This is a genomic window from Methylosinus sp., from assembly GCF_036560965.1.
Taxonomy (GTDB): Bacteria; Pseudomonadota; Alphaproteobacteria; order Rhizobiales; family Beijerinckiaceae; genus Methylosinus.
Genome location: NZ_DATBQF010000018.1, coordinates 88,548 through 105,262, shown reverse-complemented (window position 1 = coordinate 105,262; position 16,715 = coordinate 88,548). Strand labels below are relative to the sequence as shown.

Below are 16,715 nucleotides of genomic sequence, written 5' to 3'. Positions count from 1 at the left end.
GGCGCGACGCATGAGCGCTGCTGGCTCGATCCGGCTGGACAATGTGACGCTCGGCTATGAGCGCCGCCCGGCCGTGCATCATCTGACCGGCGTCGTCGAGGCCGGCGCGGCGCTCGCCATCTGCGGGCCCAATGGGGCCGGCAAATCCACCCTGCTGAAGGGGCTCGCCGGCCTGCTCGCGCCTATCGGCGGCCGTATCGTCTGGGACGGCTTCTCGCCGCGCGATATCGCCTATCTGCCGCAATCCGCCGAGATCGACCACGCCTTTCCGATCGACGTGCTGGATTTCGTCTCCATGGGCGCGATGCGGCGCATCGGTCTTTTCGGCCGCATCGGCGGAGAGGAGCGCGCGCGCATCGCGACGGCGATCGCCTCGGTCGGGCTCGAGGGGTTCGAGGATCGCCAGATCGGGACGCTCTCCGGCGGCCAGATGCAGCGGGCGCTGTTCGCGCGGCTTCTGGTCGAGGACAGCCCGATCATTCTGCTCGACGAGCCCTTCGGCGCGATCGACGCCAAGACGATCGACGATCTCGTGACGATCATGGCGGGCTGGCGCGAGGAGCGACGCACGGTGATCGCCATTCTGCACGAGCTCGATCTCGCCCGTCGCGCCTTTCCGCAGGCGCTGCTGCTGGCGCGCGAGCCTGTCTTCTGGGGTCCGACGCGCGAGGCGCTGTCCGACTCGCGGCTCGCCGAGGCCAACCGCATGGTCGAGGCTTTCAATCGCGACGCGGAAGACTGCAGGCGTGACGAGACCCCCCATGCTGCATGAACTCCTGGTAGCGCCTTTCGTCGATTATGAATTCATGCGCCGCGCGCTCATCGGCGCGGTGGCGCTGTCGATCTCGGGCTGCCCGCTCGGCGTGTTCCTGATCCTGCGGCGCATGTCGCTCGCCGGCGACGCGCTCTCCCATGCGATATTGCCGGGCGCGGCGATCGGCTATCTGGCCTGCGGCCTGTCGCTGCCGGCCATGACCTTCGGCGGGCTGGTCGCCGGCCTCGCCGTCGCCGTGGCGTCGAGCGCGGCGGCGCGCTGGACGGCGTTGCGCGAGGACGCCTCGCTGGCCGCCTTCTATCTGGTGTCGCTCGCGCTCGGCGTGGCGCTCGTCTCGCTCAAGGGCTCCAATGTCGATCTTCTGCACGTGCTCTTCGGCTCGGTGCTGGCGCTCGACGACGCCACGCTGATCTTCCTCGCCGCGATCGCCAGCGTCACCTTGACAGCGCTCGCGCTCGCCTATCGGGCGTTGGCGCTGGACACTTTCGATCCCTTGTTCGCCCGGCGCGCGAGTCCGCTGGGGGAATGGATTCCCTTCGCCTTTCTGGCGCTGGTCGTGCTCAATCTGGTGGCCGGATTTCACGCGCTCGGCACGCTGATGGCGGTGGGAATCATCATGCTTCCGGCGGCCTCGGCGCGGTTGTGGACGCGCGATCTCACGATGACGCTCCCGCTGGCGGCGGCGATCGGCGTCGCGTCCTCCTATTTCGGCCTGGTCCTGTCCTTTCACTCGGGCCTCGCCGCGGGCCCGGTCATTATCCTCGTGGCGGGCGCCGCCTATTTCGCCTCGCTGATTTTCGGACAGACGGGCGGAGTCGTTCGCCTGTGGCGGCCGAAGCGACATTTGGAAGGATGACGCGCATGGATTTGTCTCGCGAGACTCGCGCAGCCTGCCCCCGGCCCCACACGCTCGTGTCGAGACGCGCGCTCCTCGGAGCGCTCGCGCTTCTCGTCGCCGCGCAATTTCCGTCGGCGCAATTTCCCTCGGCGCTCGCCGCCGAGAAGGCGCCGCCGCCGCGGCTTCCCGTCGTCGCGAGCTTTTCCATTCTCGGCGATCTCGTCCGCACAGTGGGCGGCTCCCGCGTCGATGTCGCCGCCATCGTCGGGCCGGATGGCGACGCCCATGTCTACCAGCCGACCCCTCAGGACGGCCGCCGTCTCGCCGCGGCGCGCCTCGTCTTCGTCAACGGCCTCGGTTTCGAAGGCTGGATCGACCGGCTCGTCGCCGCCTCCAAGACCAAAGCGCGGATCGTCATCGCGAGCCGCGCCGTCACGCCGCGCACGGACGGGGAGGGCGTCGATCCGCACGCCTGGCAAGATGTCGCCAATGTGAAAATCTACGTCGCCAATATTCGCGACGCCCTCGTCGACGCCGATCCGGAGGGCGCCGAGCTCTATAAATCCAACGCCGCTCGATATCTCCACGATCTCGGCGGGCTCGACGCCGAGATCGTGGCGGCGATCGGCGGAATTCCGCAGGCGCGGCGGCGCGTCGTCTCCACGCATGACGCATTCGGTTATTTCTCCGCGCGCTACGGCGTCGAGTTCATCGCGCCGCAGGGCGTCTCCACCGACGCCGAGGCGAGCGCGCGCGACCTCGCTCGCATCGTCGACGCGGTGAGGGCGCATAGGGTGGGGGCCGTGTTCCTCGAGAATATCGTCGATCCTCGCTTCGCCCGCCGCATCGCGGCGGAGACGGGGGCCAAGGTCGGCGGCACGCTCTATTCGGACGCGCTCTCCGCGCCCGACGGGCCGGCCCCGACCTATCTGCGGCTGATGCGCCACAATGTGAAGCAATTGACCGAAGCGCTGGCGCCGTGAGGCCGGCGGCCGGGCCGGCCCCTTTCGGCCCGATTTTCGTCTATAATGGGCGATAGCGCGCCGACGATCGCGCGCCGCGGAGCCCGACCCCATGCGATTTCACGTCTCTCTCGGCGCGGCTTTTTGCGTTCTCGGTCTGCCGGTCCTCGCGGCCGCGGCGGACGACATCCCGCATCGCAAGGCCGGGCTGTGGCGAATCGAGCGCATGACGCAAGGCGCGCCGTCGCGGTTCGGCCCGATGGAAATGTGCATCGACGAAAAGACCGACGACATCATGCGCCAGCGCATGGGCGATCAGGAGCAGAAATGCGACAAGATCAGCTTCAGGCGCGAGGGCGATAAATATCGCGTCAGCTCCGTCTGCAAAATGGAGCAGACCGTCGCCACGACGGAAGGGACCTTCACCGGCAGCTTCGACTCCGCCTATCGCGCCGAGCTGCATGTCACCTTCGACCCGCCGCTGCGCACGCGCGCCTCTTCCGATATCGTGCGGTCTTCTTCCGATATCGTCATGGAGGCGAAATGGCTCGGTCCCTGCAAGCCGGGGCAGAAGCCCGGCGACATAGACGCGCCGGGGCTCAAAGGAATGGGCGGCCCCGGCCAGATGAATGTGCAGGAGCTCATGAAAATGCGCGACCAGCTCCGCAAGGGCGCGCAATAGGAGACAGGCCTTGACCGACAAGATTCCCGTCACCGTCCTGACCGGCTATCTCGGCGCCGGCAAGACGACGCTTTTGAACCGCATCCTCACCGAGCAGCACGGACGGCGCTACGCCGTCATCGTCAACGAGTTCGGCGAGATCGGCATCGACAACGACCTCGTCGTCGGCGCCGACGAGGAAATCTTCGAGATGAACAACGGCTGCATCTGCTGCACCGTGCGCGGCGATCTCATCCGCATCATCGAAGGGCTGCTGAAGCGCCGCGGCAAGTTCGACGCCATCATCGTCGAGACGACCGGCGTCGCCGATCCGGCGCCGGTCGCGCAGACCTTCTTCGTCGACCAGGATGTGAAGGCGGCGGCGCGGCTCGACGCGGTGGTGACGCTCGCCGACGCCAAATTTTTGGCGCAGCGCCTCGCCGACGCGCCGGAGGCGAAGAATCAGATCGCCTTCGCCGATGTCATCGTGCTGAACAAGACCGATCTCGTGACGAGCGAGGAGCTGGCCGAGGTCGAGGGCCGCATTCGCGCCATCAATCCCTACGCCACGCTGCATCGCGCCGTTAAGGCGCAAGTGCCGATAGCGGCGGTGCTGGAGCGCAACGCCTTCGATCTCGAGCGCATCCTCGAGATCGAGCCGCATTTCCTCGAGGTCGAGGCGCATGACGAGCACGACCACGGCCATCATGAGCATGGCCATCACGAGCATGACGAGGCGTGCGGGCCGGATTGCGGACATGATCATCACGACCACGCCCATCACGACCATGGACATCACGACCATGGCCCCGCGCATCACGACGATCACGATCACGGGCTGAAGCATTATCACGACGAGGAGATGGGCTCGGTCTCGATCCTCCACGAGGGCGAGGTCGATCCCAACCTGTTCGTGCCCTGGCTCAATGAGTTCGTGCAGCGCGAAGGAGCGGATATTCTGCGCTGCAAGGGGATCGTCGCCTTCGCCGACGAGCCGAAGCGCTTCGTCTTCCAGGGCGTGCATATGATTCTGGACGGCGACCTTCAGCGCGAATGGCGCGCCGACGAGAAGCGCAACGCGCGCCTCGTCTTCATCGGCCGCAAGCTGAAGGAGGAGACGATCCGCGAGAGCTTCGAGAAGGACGTGCTGCGGCGGACGTAGTTTTCCAACAATCTCGACGCGCGACTCCTTCTCCCGCTCGTGGGAGAAGGCGGCTCGGAGAAGCCGGGTCGGATGAGGGCGCTTCGAGAGCGGATGTTTTGTCGCGAAAGCGAATGACGAAGACCGCGCGGCGGCCCCCTCATCCGTCGCGCATTCGCGCGACGCCTTCTCCCGCGAGGGGAGAAGGGGCGCTAATGATCGGCGTCGTCGTTATCCCTGGCGGGAGAGCAGCGCCTTGATCTGCTCCACCAGCTCGCTCTCCGGCGTGGAGAATTGCGCCGGGCGGGCCGATTTCCATTCCTCATTGGTGGCGATGGCGGCGCTGGCGCGGGCGCCGGCGATCAGATCCTTGATCTGCACCTCGCCCTTGGCGCGCTCGTCCGAGCCCTGGATCACCACGGCCGGGCTGTTGCGCTTGTCGGCGTATTTCATCTGCGCCTTCATGCCGGAGGAGCCGAGATAGAGCTCGGCGGCTATTCCGGCGTTGCGCAGCCCGGCGACCATGCGCTGATAATCGGCGATATGGTCGCGGTCGAGCGCCAGCACCACCACCGGGCCGAGCCGCGTCGTCGCCGAGACGACCGGGCTGCCGACCAGCTTCAACGCCGCATAGAGACGCGAGACGCCGATGGAAAATCCCGTCGCCGGCGTGCTCTCCGAGCGGAAACGGCCGATGAGCCCGTCATAGCGCCCGCCGCCGCCGACCGAGCCGAAGCGCACCGGATGGCCCTTCTCGTCCTTGGTCTCGAAAGTGAGATCGGCCTCGAACACCGGGCCCGTGTAATATTCGAGCCCGCGCACGATGGAAGGATCGATGCGGATGCGGTCCGGGCCGAAGCCGGCGTCGCGGACCAGGTCCTCGATCTCCAGCAGCTCCTCGGCGCCTTCCGCCCCGACATTGCTGCGGCCGAGCAGCTCGAACAGGCCGAAGCGCGGCTCGCCGTCCTTATATTGCCCGCCGAGCGTGAAGGAGAGGATCGTCGCGACGGCGTCGTCGGGAAGGCCGGCGCCTCTGGTGAAATCGCCGCTCTCGTCCTTGCGGCCGGGACCGAGCAGCAGCTTCACCCCGTCGGGGCCGAGCCGGTCCATCTTGTCGACGGCGCGCAGCACGGTGAGGCGGCGGCCGGCGTTCTCGTCGCCGTCGAGGCCGATGGCCTTCATCACCCCGTCCAGAACCTTGCGGCTGTTGATCTTGATGACGTAATCGCCGCGCGGGATGCCCAGCCGCTCCAGCGTGTCGGCGGCCATCATGCAGATTTCGGCGTCGGCGGCCGGCGAGGCCGCGCCGACGGTGTCGGCGTCGAACTGCATGAATTGGCGGAAGCGCCCCGGCCCCGGCTTCTCGTTGCGGTAGACATTGCCGAAGCGGTAGCTGCGGTAGGGCTTGGGCAGCCGGTCGAAATTCTGCGCGACATAGCGGGCGAGCGGCGCGGTGAGGTCATAGCGCAGCGACAGCCATTGCTCGTCGTCGTCCTGGAAGGAGAAGACGCCCTCATTGGGGCGGTCCTGATCCGGCAGGAATTTGCCGAGCGCGTCGGTATATTCGATCGCCGGAGTCTCCAGCGCCTCGAAGCCGTAGAGCTCGTAGACCGAGCGAATCACGTCGATCATGCGGCCCGTGGCGGCCAGCTCGGCGGCGTCGCGATCGGCGAGGCCGCGCGGAGAGCGGGCCTCGATCTTGGATTTTTTTTCGTCTGACATTTTTTCGTCTGACATGAGGATGCGCCTTTTCGGCGCTCTTCCTAGCATTTTTGCGCGGCGAGGAAAGCCGGGCCTTCGCCCTCGGGCCAGAACAGCAGATGGCTGCGGCAGCGTGGGCAGTCCGAGGAGCCGAATCCGGCGAGCGGAGCCGGCAGCGTCGCGAGCGCCGCGACGAGGTCGCATTCGCCCTTGTCCGGCGTGATCCAGGCGCCGGGCGATTCGCCCGCCTCGGTCAGCTGGTCGATATGCCAGCGGCGCGTCTTGCCCCGTCGCATATGCCGGCCGAGACGGGCGCGCAGGCCGCCCGGCCCTCTGGCGGAGCCGCAATAGAGATAGCGCCCCGGCGCGAGCGTCGCCTCGCTGCGGCCGGCGCGGGCTGCGAGCGGATGCGCAAGCGCGACGAGCAGCACATAGGCGCCCGGCGTGGCGGGCGCTCGGGATGCGGCGTGGAAGAAAGCGAGCGATGACAAAAATTCATGCGTCGTGTCGGCGGTCGAGCGGCTAAGCTTCGAGGAAGCCGTTTCTGGCGTCATGCCGCAGGCCGAGCTTTCTTCCGACGATCGAAATTCGCATGTCCGGCGGAATGACGAGGTCGACAGTCGTTTCGTCGAAACGCGCCGGCGGCCGGGCGTCTCGGCGCAGAGCTTCGGCCGTGTCGAAGCCGATCGTCGCCGCCCGATAGAAGCCGTTGACATAGCGCATTCTGATCTCGCCGATCAAATCGAAGGCGCGCTTCATCCGATCGGGAACTCTGTCGCGGTCTTTTCCATAGGCGAGCAAGAGGCCGGGGCGGGAGAGAAAGAAAATGGCGAGCGCGGTGGCTTTCTCGCAGCGGGCCTGCCGTATGATCCAGAATAAGGGCGCGTCGCCGAGGGCGCGATTATGGCCGAGGATCATTCGGTGCCAATCGTCGCTCGACGCGAGCGGCAGCCAATCGGCGATGAATTGCGCATATTCGCCGTCGCCCGGCTCGGGGCTCGCGGCTCGCTCCGCGACCCAGCGACGCAGCAGATCGTCGACCGCGGGCGGCATCGGTTGAAGCTCCTGATGTTCGAAAGGGTAGAGCGGCGTCGCGCGATCGCTCTTGATCTCTTCCCGCGCGACGGATTTTCGGGATAGATTTGAGGGGCTCCCCGCCCCGCGCGTGCGCGAGACGGGGAGTTTGGACAACACCGTGAGAACCTGGACCGCAAAGAGACCGACCTCGACGGATGAGGCCGCGCTCCGGAGGGAAGAGCGTGATCGAAGGGAGAACCGCCTCTACGAACAGAGCGATGTCGCAAGTCGCAGAGCCATCGAGGCGGGACCTAAGCGAGTTCTTTGCAAGACGATTACCCGTTTGGGCGCACTCTTTATGCCTCGTCTCGTTATGTAATGCAACTACATAAACGAGGCAGCCTGCCCAATTTGGCGCGCCGCCGGCGCCGAAACAACCGGCAATTCGCGCTCGACGCGCCGCGTCGCGCGCGCTAATCCGGCGCTGGTGCGACAGACCCGACGAGACATTTTCGCCTTTGGAGCGGCGGCCATCGCCGCCCTCGCGTCGCCCGCGCGCCTTCACGCCGCCGCGCCCGACTCCACCGAATGGTTGCGCCGCCGCCTGAGCGAGGCGGCCCGCGCAGGCGGCGCGCTGCGCCTGCCGGCCGGCGTCTTGCGCATTCGCCCCATCGCGATCGAGGCCGAGGTCACGCTGCTCGGCGCCGCGGCGGGAACGGTGCTGCAGGCGATCGAGCCCGGGCCTTTGCTGCGCGCGGCCAATGTCCCGGCGCTGACGCTCGAGAATCTGCGTTTCGAAGGCTCCGGCGCGCGCTTCGCCGATCCGAAGCAGGGTCTCGTCGCGCTCGCCGATATTCCCAAGCTCGCCATCCATGGCTGCACGATTCGCCGCTCCGGCGGACGGGGGATCGATCTCCTGCGCTGCGGCGGGCGTTTCGCGCAGAATATCGTCGAGGATGTGCGCGACGCCGGCTATTTCTCGCTCGATGGTCTCGGAATCGACATCGACAATAATAAAGTGCGCCGCTGCGGCGACAATGGCGTGCAGGTGTGGACCACATCGGCCGGGCGCTATGAGGGCTCGCGCGTCCGCAACAACGAGATCAGCGATATTCGCAATCTCTCCGGCGGCGACGGCGCCTATGGCAATGGCGTGAGCATTTGGGGCTCCGGCTTCGTGCGGGTGGAGAAGAATGTCATCCGCCGCTGCGCCTACACGGCGGTGCGCAACAACGCCGGCCATGACGTCGAGGTGGTCGGCAATGACTGCTCGGGCTTCGGCGAGCGCGCCATGTATGCGGAATTCGGCGCCAAGCGCGCCAGCTTCCGCGACAATAAGATCGACGACGCCGGCGCCGGCATAGCGCTCGCCAACGCCGAGCGCGGGACCGACATCGGCTTCGTCATCGGCAATCGGATCACCGGCCTGCACGAGACCCATCCGGACGAAGAGTTCGGCCCCATCATGAGCTGGCTCACCGGCATAGAGGCGGAGAGCAATGTCGAGATCGCCGGCAATACGGTGGTCGGCGGTTGGATGGGCGTTCGCTGCGGCGGCTATCGCCAGAATATTCGCGTCGAGGGCAATCGCCTCGTCGACAATGATTATGGCGTGACCTTCCAGATCGGCGAGGGCGTCGGGCCGGCGGTCATCGCGCGCAACACCATCATCGGCGCGAAAAAGGCGGCCATCGCGGCGATCGCGGGCCAGGACATTCTGCCGGGCGACGTCGCGCGGCCGGGCGCCGCGGCCAAATATCCGCGGCTTATCGTCGAGGCCAATGAGCTCGGCTGAACCTTAACATTGCGTCAAGACATTCGGGCGCATGATGGAGCAGTCCTTTGGAATGTCACGATGACGACGCTCTCGACCTATCTGCAGATCACCAATAATCTGCCCAAATGGCAGGCGATGACCACCGCTTCGCCGGACGTTGCGACGCAGACCAAATATTTCAAGGACAATATCGGCAAGGTGACGTCGGCCGACGCCTTCATGAAGGATGCGCGGCTGTTCAATTACGCGATGACCGCCTTCGGCCTCAGCGACCTGACCTACGCCAAAGGGCTGATGCAGAAAGTGCTGGCGGGCGGGGTCTCCAGCAGCTCGGCGCTCGCCAACACGCTCAACAGCGCCAATATCAAGGCCTTCGCGACCGCCTTCGATTTCGCCGACAATGGCGAGACGACGACGACCTCGTCGACGCTGGTCGACAATGTGGTCGGCAAATATACGGAGCAGGCGCTGGAGACGAATCAAGGCCAGCAGAATCCCGGCGTGCAGCTCGCGCTCTATTTCCAGCAGCATGCGCCGAGCCTCACCAGCGTCTACGGAATACTCGCCGACAGCAAAATTTTGACCGTCGTGCAGACGGCGCTCGGCATTTCGTCGAGCACCTCGTCACAGTCGATCGACACGCAATATCGGCTGCTGTCGTCGAAGGTGAATCTCGCCGACTTCAAGGATCCGACGAAGCTGCAGCAGTTCATCTCCCGCTTCGCCGCCCAATACGACTACAACAATGGCGGCGACGCCAATTCGCAGAGCTCGCTGCTCTCGACGCTGTTCGACACCTCGGGCTCCGGGTCGAGCTTTGGACTCGACACGAGCCTGCTGATGAGCGTCCAGGGGACGAAATTCGGCTATTTCTGATCCCGCGCGAGCGCTACAGAATATTCACCGAGACGGTGAAATGCGCGACGCCGCCCGAGCCGGAATACCAGTCGTAAGAGAAGGTGTCCGTCCCGGAGGCGTTGGGATTGGCGTGGTAGAAGAGCTTCGTTCCGGGCACGCGCTGGGTGTTGCAACGCGACCGCGGATTGGCCGGACGGAAATAGGCGTAGCCGCTTTCGTGCCGGATATCGACCCGGCCCTGCGACGGCGCCTGGGTGAGGGTGACGCGATCGGGGCTGTCGGCGCGCGTGCAATCAGGATTGATCTTGGCCGCAAAGCCCAGCGAGGCGGTGGACCCGCGCGGAACGGAGATGGTCCGCTGCACGGATGCCTGGCTGCCGCCGGCGTAGATATAGGCGTGCGGACCGTTGCAGGCGGACAGGCCGAGCGCGGCCGCCAAGAGAGCGATGCGTGGAAATGACATTTTCCGCAATCCATTCGAGAGTGACGACGCTTTTCTAGCGCGACCGCAATTTGTCCACAATAGCGACGTTCGAGTCGGCCGGCCGCCGATCCGTCGGAAATTCGGCCCGGCTTCGCCGCGAGCCGGAAATATTTTCAACCGGCCGGACAAACCGAGGAAATCCTGATCGACCAAGCCCGAGCGGGGGCGTCGAAACGAGGGATTTTTCTATGAAGCATGACAATACGGCTCTGGCTCTGGCCGCCGTTTTCTCCTCCGGCGCGGCCTTGGCGGCGGATCTGCCGTCTCGCAAAATCGCGTTCGAGCCGCCCCCGACGCCGCCGGCCTTCGCCTGGAGCGGCGTCTATGCGGGTCTCGACATCGGCGCCGGCTCGCTCGCCTCCGGCAAGTCGGACGTCGGCGTCTCCGGCGGCGGCCTCGTCGGCTATAATCATCGCATCGGCCCGCTCTTCGTCGTCGGCCTCGAGACCGATATTCAGGGAACGAGCCTCAGCGGCGGCGGCGCGGACCCTCTCGGCCTGCGCCCGCCGGGCGGCGCGCGGACGCTTCCCTGGTTCGGGACCGTCCGCGGGCGCGCCGGCGTCACCGGCTTCGATTCCCGCGTTCTCTTCTACGGAACCGGCGGCTTCGCCTATGGCGAGACCGGCCAGGCCATCCGCGAAGGCTGGACCGCGGGCGGCGGCCTGGAATGGGCCTTTGCGCCGTATTGGTCGGTGAAGACCGAATATCTCTTCACCGATCTCGGAAAGGGCGGCGGCCGCGACCTCGGGCCTTTCCGCGCCGCCGCCGATTTCCATACGGTCCGCGTCGGCGTGAACTATCATTTCGATTTGCTGAAGCAGCCGGCCGGCGCACGCTGAAGCGCTTGCCCCGAACGGTTCGACTTGCTAAATAAATCGGTGGATGGCTGGCGGGGTTTCCCTTCCAGCCTCTCCGTTTTTGAAAACCCGGGCATTTTTGATCGGGCCGCGCCGGCCAGTTCTCTCGACAGAACGCTCGTTTCCTCCACAGGCTCGCCTCGGCGGCCGGAGGGAACTTCCGATCGAAGACGCCCGTTTCGCAACGCAAACCTCAAGCCGGCGCCACGCCCGAAGAGGGCATTCCAGGAGAACTCATGTCAACTGCTACTGAGCGCACCCCGTCGCGCGAGGATTTTGCCGCCCTGCTCGAAGAAAGCTACGGAGAAAACGAAGCTTTCGAGGGTTCCGTCATCAAGGGCCGCGTGGTCGCCATCGAGAAGGACGTCGCCGTCATCGATGTGGGCCTCAAGACCGAAGGGCGCGTCGCCCTCAAGGAATTCACCGGCTTCGGCCGCGACCCGGCCCCGAAAGTGGGCGAAGAGGTCGAGGTCTATCTCGAGCGCATCGAGAACGCGCTCGGCGAGGCCGTCATCTCGCGCGACAAGGCGCGCCGCGAGGAGAGCTGGGTCAAGCTCGAGAAGGCCTTCGAGAATAATGAGAAGGTCGAAGGCGTCATCTTCAATCAGGTCAAGGGCGGCTTCACCGTCGATCTCGACGGCGCCGTGGCCTTCCTGCCGCGCAGCCAGGTGGACATTCGCCCGATCCGTGATGTCGGCCCGCTGCTGAACGTGCCGCAGCCCTTCCATATTCTGAAGATGGACCGCCGCCGCGGCAATATCGTCGTCTCTCGCCGCACCGTGCTCGAGGAGAGCCGCGCCGAGCAGCGTCACGAGATCGTGGCCAACCTCGAGGAGGGGCAGGTCATCGAGGGCGTCGTCAAGAACATCACCGATTACGGCGCTTTCGTCGATCTCGGCGGCATCGACGGCCTGCTGCATGTCACCGATGTGGCCTGGCGCCGCGTCAATCATCCGAGCGAGGTTCTGTCCATCGGCCAGAGCGTGCGCGTGAAGATCATCAAGATCAATCACGAGACGCATCGCATCTCGCTCGGCATGAAGCAGCTGCTCGAGGATCCGTGGCAGGGCATCGAGGCCAAATATCCGATCGCCGCGAAGTTCCATGGCCGCGTCACCAACATCACCGACTACGGCGCCTTCGTGGAGCTGGAGCCGGGGATCGAGGGCCTCGTCCACGTCTCGGAAATGTCCTGGACGAAGAAGAACGTGCATCCCGGCAAGATCGTCTCGACGAGCCAGGAAGTCGACGTGCAGGTGCTCGAGGTCGATCCGGTCAAGCGCCGCATCTCGCTCGGCCTCAAGCAGACGCTGCAGAACCCCTGGGAGGCTTTCGCCGAGAAGCATCCGCAGGGCTCGACCGTCAGCGGCGAGGTCAAGAACAAGACCGAGTTCGGCCTGTTCATCGGCCTCGACGGCGATGTGGACGGCATGGTCCATCTCTCCGATCTCGACTGGAACCGCCCCGGCGAGCAGGTCATCGAGGAGTATAAGAAGGGCGACGTCATCACCGCTCAGGTGCTCGACGTCGACATCGAGAAGGAGCGCATCTCGCTCGGCGTGAAGCAGCTCGCCAGCGATCCTTTCGCCTCGATCTCCGCCGAGGAAGGCGCGGGCGAGGTGAAGAAGGGCGCTGTCGTGACGACCGAGGTGCTCGAGGTGAAGGAAGCCGGCCTCGAGGTGAAAATCCTCGGCACCGACCTCACCACCTTCATCAAGCGCAACGAGCTGGCGCGCGATCGCGCGGATCAGCGTCCGGAGCGTTTCGCCGTCGGCGAGAAGGTGGACGTTCGCATCACCCTCTTCGACCGCAAGGCGCGCAAGGTCGCGGTGTCGATCAAGGCGCTGGAAATGGCCGAGGAGAAGGAGGCGATCGCCCAATATGGCTCCGCCGATTCGGGCGCTTCGCTCGGCGACATTCTCGGGGCGGCCCTCAAGGCCCGCGAGGACGCGCCGAAGAAGTAACAGCACTTGGCGAGAAGCCTTCTCCCACTCGTGGGAGAAGGCGGCCCTCGCGTCAGCGAGGGTCGGATGAGGGTCCTTCGTGTCTTGTGGAAACCACGAGGACACGAAGGACGAGAAAGAAGTGGCGAAGGCGGCGTCGGGCCCTCATCCGACCCGGCTTCGCCGGGCCACCTTCTCCCGCAAGCGGGAGAAGGAATACGCCCTCTCTGCTTAGATTGCGTGAGCCGCTTCACTCCGCCGCGGTCTTCAACTCCTCCACGCGCATGACGTCCAGCCCGCGGAAGATGGCGCAGCGCTGGAACACGCCGAGATCGGGCGGCACCTGCTTCTGATGGCAGAATTTCGCCGTCAGCTTGGCGAGGCCCTTGATGTCGCGGCCGGTGGCGCGGGGGAACACCGAGACCAGATCGTCGATCAGCGCGTCGGCGAGCTTCAGCTCGAATTGATCGGCCATCACGCGCCAGATGCGCCGCTTCGCGTCATCGTCCGGCGGATTGTATTTGATGAGCGCGATGCAGCGCGACACGATCGCCTCGTCGATGTCGTCGACGCGATTGGTGGTCAGGAACAGCAGGCCGTTGAAATATTCGAGCACGCGCAGGAACACGCCGACGACGGCGTTCATGGCGATATTGTCGTCGCGCCGCTTGATATAGACGTCGGCCTCGTCGATCAGCATCACCGCGCCCCAGCGTTGCGCCCGGGTGAGGATTTCCTTCAGCGCCGTCTCCATCGTCGCGACATTGAGGCCGAGCTGGCCGGAATGCACGCGATAGAGCGGGCGCTGGATGATCTCCGAATAGACCTCCGCCGTCAGCGTCTTGCCGACGCCGGGCGGGCCGGCGCAGAGCACTGTGGTGCCGCCGGACTTGCCGGCGACGATATCGTCCATCAGCATGTCCATCTCGGCGGTCAGAATGTCGATGAGATCGGTCTGCTCGGGCGGCAGCACCAGCTTCTGCTTCAGCGCCGGCTTGTATTGATAGAGCGCCATCTCGTCGACATGCACCCACACATGGTGATGCAGATCGAGATGGAACATCAGAATGTAAGGATGCACGGGAATGCGCTTGAACAGCCCCTCGGGGATGTGCTGCTGCATTTCCGCGAGCTCGTCCTCGACATTGAAGCGATTGCTCTTGGACGCCTTGCGGATGAAATGGCCGAGCACGTCGCCGGGCGATTCCAGCGTCAGGCTGCGGGCCGCCAATATGGCTTCGTCATTGACGAGGCGGGCGTCGCCGCCGCTCGTCGACAGCACGACGACATCCTTGCGCGACCAGTCCATGTCGCGATGCGAGGCGTTGGGGTCCTCGGCGTGAAAGCCGGTGCCGCGGCCGGTGAACTGCTGGCCATAGCGTCCGCGCCAGTCGAAATAAGTCTCGGTCGCCGCGTCGAAAGCCTCGATCAGCTCCGGCGTCTCGCGCAGAAAGCCCCGGCTGGCGAGGATCTCGTTGATGGTGCGCCCCGCGACGTCCGCCGCCGTGATGCGAATGGCGTTGGTGGTCAGCACGCCCTTGGCGTTGGACTTCAACTCGATCATCACCTTGCCGGTCTCGTCGTTCGACGCCGGCACATAGTCGAAGCGCGAGATGACATAGGGCAGCGGCTTGGCGGCGACGCTCGCGGTGAACAGCCAGCCGTGAATGGCGTCGGCGGTCAAATAGCGCACCATCGCCGGGAGCACTTGCTCGAGCTCATTGGGCTCGAAGCGCTTGCCGCCGGCCTTCAGCGCGTCACGCAGCGTCGCCAGCTGCGCGGCGCGCGCCCGCATGTCCGGACCCGCCGCGCGGTAGATGTCCTCGAGGAAGCTCAACTCCTCGTCGGAGAGCTGGACGAAGTCGACCTCGACCTTGTCGCCGAAGCGCAATTGCTCGGCGAGTCCGGCGCGGGCCGGAAAACGCTCCATCAGCGCTTCGACATATTGGCGTTCGATTTGAATATTCATCGCCGCACTCGCCTGTCATCGGGATAGGGGGGAAGCGTCAGAATGCGCGTGTCCTCGACGGGCGCTCCGACCGTGAAGTGGTAGACATCCTGGAATTGCGTGTCTCCCGGCGGCAGGCCCAGGAGCTCGTGGACCGTGTCGTCGAAAAAGCAGCCTATGCCGGTCCCCGCGACGCCCAGCGCGGTCGCCCAGAGATAGAGCGCCTGGCCGATGAGCCCGGCCTCGAAATGCAGGCGGCGATAGGCGAAGGCGCCGTCGTCCGCGAGTCCGCGATCGAAATCGGCGATCATCGCGACGCTGAAGCAGCCCTTGCCGGAAATGGGCTGGAGACAGGCGAGCTTCGTCGCCTCTTTTTCCACAGAGCCGGCGTAGAGCCGATAGAGCGGAAGCCCGTCGAGATCGACGAGCGCCCATTCGAACTCCGGCCGGCTGGCGGCGCGCAGCCGCGCGGCGACGTCGGAACAGCGTTGCAGCGCATAGAGGCCGGGCTCCACGCCCTCGACGCGATGCACGAAGACGATGAGCGTCACCGAGGTCGGCCAGGGGAAGGCCGCGAGCAAAGTCGACTCGCTCGGCAGAGTGGAGGCGAGCAGCGCCACAAAGGCCTCGCGCGACATGCCGGTGGCGCCGTCCATGCGCTGGGCGCTGCGCCGCTTGCGCACGGCGGCGCCGATCGAGACGCCGTCGATCCCCGGCGCCGGCGCTTGCGCGCGGGTCGGCGTCGTCGGCCTCGGCTGGCGCGGCTTGCGGCAGAATTGGCCGGCGAGATCGATGATCGGCCAGCCGTCGTGATCCTCGCTCAGCCGATTGGCCTGGCCGTGGAACGCGCGCGGCGCGTCGATCAGCGCGAAAAGGTCGAGCGGCGTCGCCGGTCCCGGCTCGGTCGCGATCCACATCAGCAGATCGGGATGCTCCGGCTCACGCTTGTGCCAGGCGTCCTCGCGATCGAGGCCGATGAGCGCCGCGATCTCGCCGTCGGAGGGCTCGGCCAGCGCCTGCGCGCGCCAGCCGAGCGCGGCGGCGGCCTGGGCGACGGCGCCGATCGCATGGCCGGCGTCGAGCTGGCAATAACGATAGGCGCGCTCGCCATATTTCCAGGCCTCGCGCCAGGGAACCGAGGAGAGCGCGAACAGAAAGCCGCCCTTCGGCAGCACGCGCGCAGCCGTATAGACCGCCCGCTCCTCGAGCGCGTGCAGCAGCGGCGTGTAATGATAGAGCGCCGCTGCGCCCGCGAGGCCCTCGACCGCGTCGAGCAGCACATAGGATTCGGTCGGATGCAGATTGCCGGAGGAGGGGTTGTTGCGCAGCGCCCAGGTCGAGCCCTCATAGTTCTTCCAGGCGCTTATGCCGAAGGAGAGCTCGAGAAACAGCCCCAGCGCCGCGAGATCGAGCGCCGCCGGCTGCGGCGCCGGCCCGGGGAAGGCCGGGGTTTCGTCGATCAGCGGCAGCGGCGTCTGGGTCGCGCCCTCGAACAGGCGGAAAGGCGCCGGCTGCGACGTCCAATCGAGAAAGCCCGGACCCATCGCATAGCGGTTCGGCGCATGTTTGGTGCGCCGATGATAGCCGCGAATATCCGTCGGCATGGTGTCGCGGTCGTCGGAACTCATCTCGTCTCCCGCTCCGCCGCTCTTCAAAGCGGGGAAGGTATGGATTTTGATTGTCGGTCCCCTCGCGAGACCAACTCGGCGGAGCGCGCCCCGCGGCCTATAGGATTCAAGGATCGTGCCTTGTT

15 protein-coding genes are annotated in these 16,715 nt (G+C 65.8%); 9 read left to right on the top strand and 6 right to left on the bottom strand.

All coding sequences use genetic code 11. The features are described 5' to 3' along the window. Positions 1 to 10: 10 nt before the first annotated feature. The 5 genes from VIF40_RS04580 to VIF40_RS04560 all read left to right on the top strand — a co-directional run bounded on the left by VIF40_RS04580 (position 11) and on the right by VIF40_RS04560 (position 4,398). Positions 11 to 772 (top strand): ABC transporter ATP-binding protein, encoded by a 762-nt coding sequence (locus VIF40_RS04580; protein WP_331936343.1) that lies wholly within the window; start codon positions 11 to 13, stop codon positions 770 to 772. Further along, positions 762 to 1,631 carry a metal ABC transporter permease gene (locus tag VIF40_RS04575; RefSeq protein ID WP_331936342.1) on the top strand — a complete coding sequence of 290 codons (870 nt, stop codon included), beginning with the start codon at positions 762 to 764 and terminating at the stop codon, positions 1,629 to 1,631. The genes VIF40_RS04580 and VIF40_RS04575 overlap by 11 nt, the downstream gene beginning before the upstream one ends. Before the next feature lie 5 nt (positions 1,632 to 1,636). Continuing rightward, positions 1,637 to 2,596, top strand: coding sequence for a metal ABC transporter substrate-binding protein (locus tag VIF40_RS04570; protein WP_331936341.1), 960 nt, complete (start codon positions 1,637 to 1,639; stop codon positions 2,594 to 2,596). Between the two features lie 91 nt (positions 2,597 to 2,687). Further along, complete coding sequence (locus VIF40_RS04565) at positions 2,688 to 3,257, top strand: DUF3617 domain-containing protein (protein WP_331936340.1); 570 nt, start codon at positions 2,688 to 2,690, stop codon at positions 3,255 to 3,257. Between the two features lie 10 nt (positions 3,258 to 3,267). Further along, the gene (locus VIF40_RS04560) at positions 3,268 to 4,398 is read left to right on the top strand and encodes a GTP-binding protein (protein WP_331936339.1); all 1,131 of its coding nucleotides are present in this window, start codon (positions 3,268 to 3,270) and stop codon (positions 4,396 to 4,398) included. A 210-nt stretch (positions 4,399 to 4,608) separates the two neighbouring features. Here VIF40_RS04560 and hisS read toward each other — a convergent pair whose 3' ends face one another. The 3 genes from hisS to VIF40_RS04545 are packed head-to-tail and all read right to left on the bottom strand — an operon-like array spanning position 4,609 to position 7,131. Next, a complete protein-coding gene (hisS, locus tag VIF40_RS04555; protein WP_331936338.1) occupies positions 4,609 to 6,099 on the bottom strand; it encodes a histidine--tRNA ligase in 1,491 nt (496 codons plus the stop codon). Between the two features lie 41 nt (positions 6,100 to 6,140). Further along, the gene (locus VIF40_RS04550; RefSeq protein ID WP_331936337.1) at positions 6,141 to 6,569 is read right to left on the bottom strand and encodes a GIY-YIG nuclease family protein; all 429 of its coding nucleotides are present in this window, start codon (positions 6,567 to 6,569) and stop codon (positions 6,141 to 6,143) included. A 31-nt stretch (positions 6,570 to 6,600) separates the two neighbouring features. Then, positions 6,601 to 7,131, bottom strand: a complete 531-nt coding sequence (locus VIF40_RS04545; protein WP_331936336.1) for a DUF4274 domain-containing protein — start codon at positions 7,129 to 7,131, stop codon at positions 6,601 to 6,603. Between the two features lie 451 nt (positions 7,132 to 7,582). Between VIF40_RS04545 and VIF40_RS04540 the strand changes: the two genes are divergently transcribed. Next, entirely contained in the window at positions 7,583 to 8,890 is a 1,308-nt protein-coding gene (locus tag VIF40_RS04540; protein ID WP_331936335.1) for a TIGR03808 family TAT-translocated repetitive protein, read from the top strand. 60 nt (positions 8,891 to 8,950) lie between these two features. Continuing rightward, complete coding sequence (locus tag VIF40_RS04535) at positions 8,951 to 9,748, top strand: DUF1217 domain-containing protein (RefSeq protein WP_331936334.1); 798 nt, start codon at positions 8,951 to 8,953, stop codon at positions 9,746 to 9,748. A 13-nt stretch (positions 9,749 to 9,761) separates the two neighbouring features. Here the strand turns inward: VIF40_RS04535 and VIF40_RS04530 are convergent, their stop codons facing one another. Beyond that, positions 9,762 to 10,193, bottom strand: coding sequence for a hypothetical protein (locus VIF40_RS04530; protein ID WP_331936333.1), 432 nt, complete (start codon positions 10,191 to 10,193; stop codon positions 9,762 to 9,764). A gap of 209 nt (positions 10,194 to 10,402) precedes the next feature. Here VIF40_RS04530 and VIF40_RS04525 point away from each other — a divergent pair, with 209 nt between their 5' ends. Then, positions 10,403 to 11,053, top strand: a complete 651-nt coding sequence (locus VIF40_RS04525) for an outer membrane protein (protein WP_331936332.1) — start codon at positions 10,403 to 10,405, stop codon at positions 11,051 to 11,053. 254 nt (positions 11,054 to 11,307) lie between these two features. After that, positions 11,308 to 13,035 carry a 30S ribosomal protein S1 gene (gene rpsA, locus VIF40_RS04520; protein ID WP_331936331.1) on the top strand — a complete coding sequence of 576 codons (1,728 nt, stop codon included), beginning with the start codon at positions 11,308 to 11,310 and terminating at the stop codon, positions 13,033 to 13,035. Between the two features lie 229 nt (positions 13,036 to 13,264). Here rpsA and VIF40_RS04515 read toward each other — a convergent pair whose 3' ends face one another. After that, on the bottom strand, positions 13,265 to 14,983 hold the full coding sequence (locus VIF40_RS04515) for an ATP-binding protein (protein WP_331936330.1): 1,719 nt from the start codon (positions 14,981 to 14,983) through the stop codon (positions 13,265 to 13,267). Then, complete coding sequence (locus tag VIF40_RS04510; RefSeq protein WP_331936329.1) at positions 14,980 to 16,590, bottom strand: SagB/ThcOx family dehydrogenase; 1,611 nt, start codon at positions 16,588 to 16,590, stop codon at positions 14,980 to 14,982. Before VIF40_RS04510 ends, VIF40_RS04515 begins: the two co-directional genes overlap by 4 nt. Positions 16,591 to 16,715 lie beyond the last annotated feature (125 nt).